The organism is Candidatus Methanoperedens nitratireducens, from assembly GCF_900196725.1.
Classification (GTDB): Archaea; Halobacteriota; Methanosarcinia; order Methanosarcinales; family Methanoperedenaceae; genus Methanoperedens; species Methanoperedens nitroreducens_A.
On the sequence record NZ_FZMP01000214.1, the window covers coordinates 22,668 to 30,642 of the forward strand.

Here is a 7,975-nt window from a genome sequence, read left to right on the forward strand (position 1 = left end):
ATAGCAGTGTTTTTTACATTCATTAAAATCTAAATCGAAATAATTGTTCTATAACCCCCACTCACCATGTTGTGACATCAAAATAGGGCTCCTGATGCACTCTGAAATGCATCGTTACATTGGGTGCAGGCCAGCCCGCAGATTTACATGCTATGCAGACAAGACTCCTGTATAAATGGGGCACTGATTTGACATTTGCATAGACGTTGTATGGATGGCTTCCCCCATAAGCTTCATGGCACTCATCGCATGTGGTTTTGCGCGCTGAGTGCTGTTTTGTCGGGAACTTCGGGTCACTGCCATTGTGGCACGAGAGACACCACGCTTTTAATGTAGTGTAGTTGCCTGTATTATGTGTTAAAGTCTGTCTTCCGTCTTTTCCAAGGACGACTGCATGACCGCCAGTTGAAACCGCATCAAAGATATCACTGTGGCAATCCCTGCATGATATGTTTTCTTTCAAATCATGGTTGCCGCCGTCTCTCTGGGTATTATATGAAAGATCGAGCGCACCTATAGTTGTAAAATTAGTGATTGTCCATTCGCCGCTGCTGTTAATAATATCATAATCTATATAGGCAGGTCTTGAATAGTTCACAACGGTATTATAGGTCGTATGGCAGGCTATGCAGCCCTCAGGGCCAAGGGATGCAAAGTCCCCGTGTGCCTCGAGCGTATCGTTCAACGATACCTCATGGCAGTCCTGGCAGATTGGTTTTGTATTGGTATGATTGGTTGTGGATTTGCGGTGGCAGAAGGTACAGGAATAAGAGGAATGTATTGCTGAGGAAGATAGCTGGCTTTTGATATCTCCGTGGCACTTTGTGCATTTATCCTGTACGGTCTGGTAGAACTTATGTTCCCCGCCGATGAAAGAAATTGTCTGGCTCAGGGCGGTTATTACAATTGCCAGGATTGTTATTACGTATAATTTTTTGTTCATCTCTTACCTGCCATGGACATTAATAATCCAGCGAAAGCTATTATTGTTATGACATATCCCCAGGTTCGTATCACCTGGAACATCTGCTGCAGGAAGGTGAACTTATCACCGTATTTGGACGTTCCACCCTGCTGAGAGAAATCAAGGATAAAATATGACCCTACACCCTTAATAACAACAGTCTGATTGTTTATAACCAGAGCTTTTGCAATAATGTCATCTTTTGTAGTTCTATAAGGATCAACAAGAGGGTTATTATCACCCTTAGTAGTTACTAAATTATCCTGAATACCTATAACCCTGTGTGTTATCGGGTTTACGACGGTGCTTGCTTTGAAGGTGACTATATCACCAACAGCAGGTTCTTTAGAAAAAGCCTGGGAAAGAATAAGATCACCTCTTACAAATGCAGGTTTCATGGAGTCTGAAATAACGGCCTGAAAAGTGATGAGCCTGAAACTAAATGCTAGTATGAGGACTACCAGTACCACTAAAAGAACAGAATCCTGTTTCCTGGTATCCTTTTGTAGCTCTGCAGGTCTGTACCTGGTTTTCATAAACCAGCCTGAAAGGAAATTCATCACTACGCGGTTCTCTTTTTTGTAAAGATAGAATATAAACAATAACAGTGTAAAAAGCCCTGAGACAAGTATTGGTATTGTATAATCTACTTCTTTCATTTTCGATCAGAGTTTTGTTTTTTTATCCTTAATTTTTCTTATGCTCTGCCTCTTGCTTGCAAGGTACTCTCTTATACCAGAAAGCAAATTTTTCTTCGGTTTATCAGCAGCCACTTTAAATGGAACTTCAACTGGAAGAGGTTCCTCTCCGAACAGTCGCTTTCTTAAGTAGTACAGTGTTCCGCCGAACATCATAAATACAAAAACAGCAGATACTTTCAGTGGATTCTCTTTAAGCCGTTTCATTATCGGATTTCCCTCGACTGGCGATTCTTCAGATTCCTGCACAAACACGTTTCTATACAACTGAGGCGCATCGGATACTGTGATCTTATTTATTCCCATACTTTCCAGGACTACAGGAATCTCAACAGTTTTTTCCTCAAGGTACTGGAGATTTATTTCGGCAGAGCCGACAGGCACTCTGTTGGAGTAGACCGTGATGGTCTTGTTCCCCATCTTCCCGTTATTGATTGTAGTTACAGATACAGTTACGTTGGTACCAACAGCCGTAAATTCTTTATTAACGTTCATCCCTGTAATCTCGATTTTCTGTATATCCAGCCTTGTGGTATCGGTCTCGTTCTTAATAGAAAATGTCAGCTCCGCGTTCTGATATTTTACTTCCGGGATGTCTGCCCCGAAGTGCAGCTTGAAAGTACCGGTTTTGCCAGCTTTCGCTTCAAAAATAACCTTAGAAGTATTCAGTCCCTTGATAGTAATATCCTGTGTGGACACAATATTACTGTCCACCAGCATAGCCAGTTTGAACGCTCCATCATCCAGGTAATTATTATCTACCTGTAATTCGATTTTGAGTTTTTCACCCAGTATCCGTTCTGTAGTATTGTCAACGAATCTTACATCATGTAGAAGGAAGCGGTCAGGCGGATATAGCGACGACGATTTGCTTATCTGGAAATTAAGAACAGCCTGTGCGACCGGGTCACCAAGGTCTTTCAAAACGCCAAGATCCTTAGCGTTGGAACCTGTTTCGTAGAATGTCTTATACTTCTCGGGATCGGAGATAATGCCATAGGGGTCGCTTTTTAAATCTTCCCATGCATCCCGGTCTATTTGATCGAACACGACTATTTTAACATTATAAGTACCTTCTATCCAGTCTGACCCGGGATGCAGGGTATAATAGACAACATTAGGCTCGTAGCTGCGCTGGAACGAACTCATCTTTTCTACGGCTACAATATTGTCCATGGGGTCATAGACGACATACATGAAACCAACTGCAGACAGGCGTTTGTATGACAGGTTGCCAGCGTAAGAGTAGATTATAATATTAGCCTTCGGGTCGGGGGGATATGTATTGGACCAGTGCTTTGTGTAATTATCAATCCCGGCTACCTTTGTTGCAAAATCGAACCTGAAATCGCCAGCAGCAGATACTTGCTGGATTGAAAACATCAGGGTGAACAGTACCAGGATGAACAGCAGCGCAGTTTTATGCTTTGCCACTTTAGATCACCGTCACGTTGGATACTGCAATCGCATCACCTGATTGGTTACCAAAGGTCTCTATTCTTGACCAGTACGCTGTACGGGTACCATTAATTGATATATTATGACCATCCGATGTTGTTTCTATGCTTATAGCGGCAGGTCGCGTCCAATTTATTGAGACAGCTATGGCAGTATGGCAGGCTATACAATTATTACTGGTATTTTGTTCCATACCATACATGATAAATGCTTCATGAACAGTGTCAGGCGTATTGCTGAGGAACTGTGAGTGGCAGTCAGCGCACTGTACCGTGGATGATGCGTGAGCTAATGTGCCCGGGGTAATTACCCTGGAGCCTGCACCTGTAAGGTTATCTATGCCGTACGGATATGGGCTCACGCTGATTTTTCTAGGATCAAGCGTCTGATACTGTGTGGAAGGATCTGTGTCTTTGGGTGCACCATTATTATATGTGACTGTCTCGTTCGCAAATACATAATTATACTGTACACCGGTCTCACCTGGTGTCATATTCCCGGCGTACTGGTTGTTTTCATCACGGAATTGCACCTGGTCGTTCCCGGCTGCCGCCCATTGATCGATCGTTATCTCACCTGAAAGCGACTTCGGGAAGTTTCCACTCTGGAGATTCCCCAGAGTGGTTGCAAGCACCCTGTACTGAATGTTCGTTGTGCTCAATGGCGTGACGTTAATATACAGTATTCTTTCATATGCATCATCACCGCTTGCGTACTGTACGCCTTTCTGGACGCGGTGGCAGTCAGAACATGTGAAGTTGTTGTGTATGAAACCGGTATGGACTTCCATCTGTACATCTCCGTGGCATTTCTGGCAAGGGACCTGGGAATCGTTCGCATTGATGTTATAGTAACTGTGCTGCCCGCTAAAAAGGGAAATGGTGTTCGGGATGTACCATAAGGAAATCCCGACAAGAGCAAACAATGCCCAGAATAACTTCATATCACTCCCATTGCCAGAAAGCTGTAGTCTTATAGGCAACAGTCCCTGTACGACTGACTACACGTATCGGCATTATCAGGAGATCTCCCTGTTTTGGCTCGCTGCCGTCCCTGAAGAACAATCTCAGGGTATATACGCCTTCCTCGTCAAATTTGACATGCTGCGACGCCCAGTAGCTTGCCGGCGCTGCGTTTATCGTGTTTATCCTGGCATTGGCATCTATTTCAGGGAAATCCGGAACGGAATCTACCCTTTTATAGAAAAACGGCACGCTGGATTGCTCAAAAGTTACGTTATTAACCATTGGCGTGCCTTTCGAGGTCAAGTTCATGGAAACTTTGAGCAAAAGTGCAGGTTTTGCCAGTCCATATTCTACTGCATGTTGATACAGATAGTACCCCGATACCGAAAACACCAGCAATACTACTACTGCTATTTTAGCTAATTTAACTACTCTCTTCTTATCCATTTTTTTCCTTCACCTTCTATCCTTATCCATTTTTACCTTTTATCCTATCGATTTATTCACTTTAATCCTAAAAGTGCGTTAAACAGATTTCTTATGAAATTAAATATAGTAAACCTTTCTAATCTTTCTTTTTCTCCAGAACTGTTCGTTGAGGATGATACTCCCTCTCCCTGATAAACCTTACCTGCCGCCCATGAACCGTGGCATATCTTGCAGGATTTACCAAGATTTTTGGCATGAATTGAATGAACTTCTGTTCCATGGCAGGATACGCACTTGAACCCATCGTTTTTGATCTTAAGGACTGTAAAATTATCCTCGACATGACATTGTGTACAGTTCACGGCTGTATGACCGTTGTGAAAAATCTCTCTCTCATCCCCATTGGCTGTTGTATTGCCTATATGGCATATTGTGCAGATTTTCGGGTTATGTTCTGTCTGCAGCTTGTCTACATCAAGTCCATAATAATGGCAGTTCCCGCATTCGCCTATACCAGAATCTGCACCAAGGGTTTCCTGATGACATCCGATACATGGAACAGGCTTATGCGATGCAGGCATTTCAGCCTTTGCATACCCTGAGATAAGTATAATGAAGAACAAAATATACAGTAATACATTTTTCCTAAATATTATCATTGTTCGATTCAATACGAATATATCCGAAACGGAAGTATAAATAATTAACCTTGGGATTGAAAAGATTTATAATGATTTTAAAGTAAAAAATAAATACAATTAATCACTTTATACCCAACAACATATTAATCAGGGTTTTTATAATATGAAACGCTGTAAACCCTTCGTATTTTTTCACCTCCTCTGGCTTATTTAATGAAGAAGCTTCCTTTACCCGGTAAACTTTGCCTGCAGCCCATGAGCCATGGCATATAGGGCAGGCTTTACCAAGGTTTTTGACGTGGATTGAATGAACCTGAGTGCCATGGCAGGATACACACCTGAATCCGTCGCTTTTAATTTTTATGATCGTAAAATCATCCTCCGTATGGCACCGGGTACACCGTACGGCGCTGTGACCATTGTGAAAGATCTCTTTCTCACTGCCGTTCGCGATGGTATTCCCCATGTGACAGGCTTTACAGATTTTCGGATTGTGCTCTGCCTCCAGTTTGGATACATCAAGTTTATAATAATGGCAGTTCCCGCATATTTCTTCACCTATATCTCCTGCATTTGCGCCGAGGGTTTCCTGGTGGCAGCCAATGCACGGGATAGGTTTATGACCGTCCGGGATTTCAGCATTTACATGTCCTGCGGTCAGCAGGATGGAGAGCAGGAGCAACAGCGGCGCATTTTTTCCAAAGACATCAATTGTTCGGTTCAATGCGAAATAAGTCGGAAGCAAAAGTATAAATAATTTACTTCTGGCTCAAAGGAATTATAATGATTTTATAGGTTAAAATAAAAAAGAAGAAATGGGGAATACCCATTTCATTTACGGTGTTGTCAATGCTGACTTGTTGTCGCTCGTATCGTTGCTGAGACCGACAATCTGTGCACCAGTGCCGTTAACATACAGAGTTTTGGCCGGACTCCAAGAATAGGTCTTGTTGTCGGTTCCAAATACGCTGCCATCGCTGTTGCCGTATTCTGAGGTCAGTACATCACCTTGTGCCTCATAGCCACCAACGCTCCAGTTGCCTGTGCCCATTCCATAAGCATCGAACTTGACCAGGTATTTCTTCTGGAAATTGATATTTACCGCTACGTGCGTATGGCATGCCACGCATGCGATGTTGGATGCACCGTAGCCAGTAGTGGCAGTTCTCAGAATTCCCTGTGAGTCAGAGGTCACGAATTCGTTATGTGCCTCTACCGCACCTTCGCTGGCGTTCTTTGTTGTCAGGCCTAATCCATCTGTGCCCTGGAATCCTCCTGCTTCAAGTGCAAATTCACGTGCTGCTCCACCTGTTCCATAGTGGCAGTTACTGCATGAGCTGCCCGGAGTATTTGGATCTACAAGCCAGCCTGCATGGTTATAGGGTTCTGCTGTTTCGATCTCGTATCCTGCTGCACCCTTCTCCTGTTCTCCGCCATGGCATTCCATGCATGAGACCAGTGATGCTGCGTGGTACCTTGAACCGGGTGTGACTTCACTTGAACCAGTGCCATTCAGACTCTCAGCGGTTCCAGACCAGGTAACCAATCTTGGCTGGAATGCGGTGTTCTGCGTGGTTGTGTTAGTATCCTTCGGTGAGCCATCGGAATTACGTGTGGTTGTTTCGCTTGCATACGCATAGGCGTACGCACCATCCACACCACTGGATAAGCTACCCTGGTATAATCCAGCAGTCTTATTTACGAAAGGCGTGCCGTCCAGATTAAAGGCGTTTCCTGCCAACACAGCGTCTATGGTCTGGCCAGCCGTGTATGTGATATTCTTGGGGAAGTTTCCTGTCTCGAAGTTCGATATTGTGGTTACGAGATATAACGCGTTAGCACCACTAGTATATCTTATCTTCGCATATGCATCATCACCGCTTGCAAAGCCTGCTTCAGCTCTGTGGCAGTATTCGCATTTGAAATCAGCGTGCGGCGCTTTCGAGCCTGCCTGCGCTGTATCTCCGCTCAGTTCCACTTTAACGTCACCGTGGCATTTCTGGCACGGTACCTGGTTGCCTGTTGCATCTATGTTGTAGAAAGTATGTTGCCCGGCGAACAACGCCATCGTTGATGGAAGAGCAAACACGCCTATTCCAACAAGTGCAATCAAGGCTAAAGTAAATTTACTATTCATGTTTTTTTTCACCTCTATTCTATCCTATTCCTACCCATTCGGCCCCGATTTGGGGTAAATTTGGGTATAATTTAGTATTAGCCTTGATTGGTATATATATTTATCGTAACGTGTTTATAATAATGCTCATGATGAGCATCATATAGCAAAAACAAATACCAGCATCATGTATTTCTGAGGTTCCAACACAGCTTGATAAATTTTAGAACCTCACCAAGATTGAGATTTCTACCAAAATTAACTCCTTAATAAAATCAGAACATCAGATAAAACCGTAAGTACGCGGCATTATTTATTCATCCATTTGAAAAATAAAATCTTAATATGAATGTACAATTACAGTACTTCCGAATAGCTCTACTTCCGAGTGAATGAAATATCAGCACATCTATTTTAAAGTGAATCATCCTCAGATGATGTTTTTAAGCGGTTGATATTTGAGGTCATGATCATGAATATACAACCTCTTGATATAATGGCCATGACCTCAGAGTTATTGAGTAAAACAAACATAATAAAATTACCTGAAGGTACAACGTATAGTTTCAAGACACACTGAATGTGATTCTGCACGCAGCCACATCAGTTACCAACTCGTTAGAATCAGCAAGCATAGATCTCAGACTGAAGAATCCAGATAAAAATGTGCCATCTGGCGACTCCATTCACGATTATATAAATTC

Annotated in this window: 8 protein-coding genes and 1 pseudogene; 1 reads left to right on the top strand and 8 read right to left on the bottom strand. The window is 43.1% G+C overall.

Annotated elements, in window-relative coordinates; translation table 11 throughout:
* Nucleotides 1–61 precede the first annotated feature (61 nt).
* The 8 genes from MNV_RS15620 to MNV_RS15655 all read right to left on the bottom strand — a co-directional run bounded on the left by MNV_RS15620 (nt 62) and on the right by MNV_RS15655 (nt 7,292).
* A complete protein-coding gene (locus tag MNV_RS15620) occupies nt 62–943 on the bottom strand; it encodes a cytochrome c3 family protein (RefSeq protein ID WP_096206874.1) in 882 nt (293 codons plus the stop codon).
* The gene (locus tag MNV_RS15625; RefSeq protein ID WP_096206875.1) at nt 940–1,623 is read right to left on the bottom strand and encodes a signal peptidase I; all 684 of its coding nucleotides are present in this window, start codon (nt 1,621–1,623) and stop codon (nt 940–942) included. Before MNV_RS15625 ends, MNV_RS15620 begins: the two co-directional genes overlap by 4 nt.
* A 6-nt stretch (nt 1,624–1,629) precedes the next feature.
* Complete coding sequence (locus MNV_RS15630; protein WP_096206876.1) at nt 1,630–3,096, bottom strand: hypothetical protein; 1,467 nt, start codon at nt 3,094–3,096, stop codon at nt 1,630–1,632.
* Nucleotide 3,097: 1 nt separating this feature from the next.
* Nucleotides 3,098–4,063: a cytochrome c3 family protein gene (locus MNV_RS15635; protein WP_096206877.1), complete on the bottom strand. Its 966-nt coding sequence runs from the start codon at nt 4,061–4,063 to the stop codon at nt 3,098–3,100.
* A 1-nt stretch (nt 4,064) separates the two neighbouring features.
* Nucleotides 4,065–4,532: a hypothetical protein gene (locus tag MNV_RS15640; protein ID WP_096206878.1), complete on the bottom strand. Its 468-nt coding sequence runs from the start codon at nt 4,530–4,532 to the stop codon at nt 4,065–4,067.
* A gap of 56 nt (nt 4,533–4,588) precedes the next feature.
* The gene (locus MNV_RS15645; protein WP_143311834.1) at nt 4,589–5,137 is read right to left on the bottom strand and encodes a hypothetical protein; all 549 of its coding nucleotides are present in this window, start codon (nt 5,135–5,137) and stop codon (nt 4,589–4,591) included.
* Between the two features lie 139 nt (nt 5,138–5,276).
* A complete protein-coding gene (locus MNV_RS15650; RefSeq protein ID WP_143311836.1) occupies nt 5,277–5,879 on the bottom strand; it encodes a hypothetical protein in 603 nt (200 codons plus the stop codon).
* A 111-nt stretch (nt 5,880–5,990) separates the two neighbouring features.
* On the bottom strand, nt 5,991–7,292 hold the full coding sequence (locus MNV_RS15655) for a hypothetical protein (RefSeq protein WP_143311837.1): 1,302 nt from the start codon (nt 7,290–7,292) through the stop codon (nt 5,991–5,993).
* 445 nt (nt 7,293–7,737) lie between these two features.
* Here MNV_RS15655 and MNV_RS20885 point away from each other — a divergent pair.
* Nucleotides 7,738–7,975, top strand: a pseudogene (locus MNV_RS20885) (ISH3-like element ISMba14 family transposase); the annotation flags it as partial.

Bases quoted from the DNA above. Each gene is read 5' to 3' on its own strand.
- MNV_RS15620 (WP_096206874.1), bottom strand. From the start codon at position 943: ATGAACAAAAAATTATACGTAATAACAATCCTGGCAATTGTAATAACC.
- MNV_RS15625 (WP_096206875.1), bottom strand. From the start codon at position 1,623: ATGAAAGAAGTAGATTATACAATACCAATACTTGTCTCAGGGCTTTTT.
- MNV_RS15635 (WP_096206877.1), bottom strand. From the start codon at position 4,063: ATGAAGTTATTCTGGGCATTGTTTGCTCTTGTCGGGATTTCCTTATGG.
- MNV_RS15640 (WP_096206878.1), bottom strand. From the start codon at position 4,532: ATGGATAAGAAGAGAGTAGTTAAATTAGCTAAAATAGCAGTAGTAGTA.
- MNV_RS15655 (WP_143311837.1), bottom strand. From the start codon at position 7,292: ATGAATAGTAAATTTACTTTAGCCTTGATTGCACTTGTTGGAATAGGC.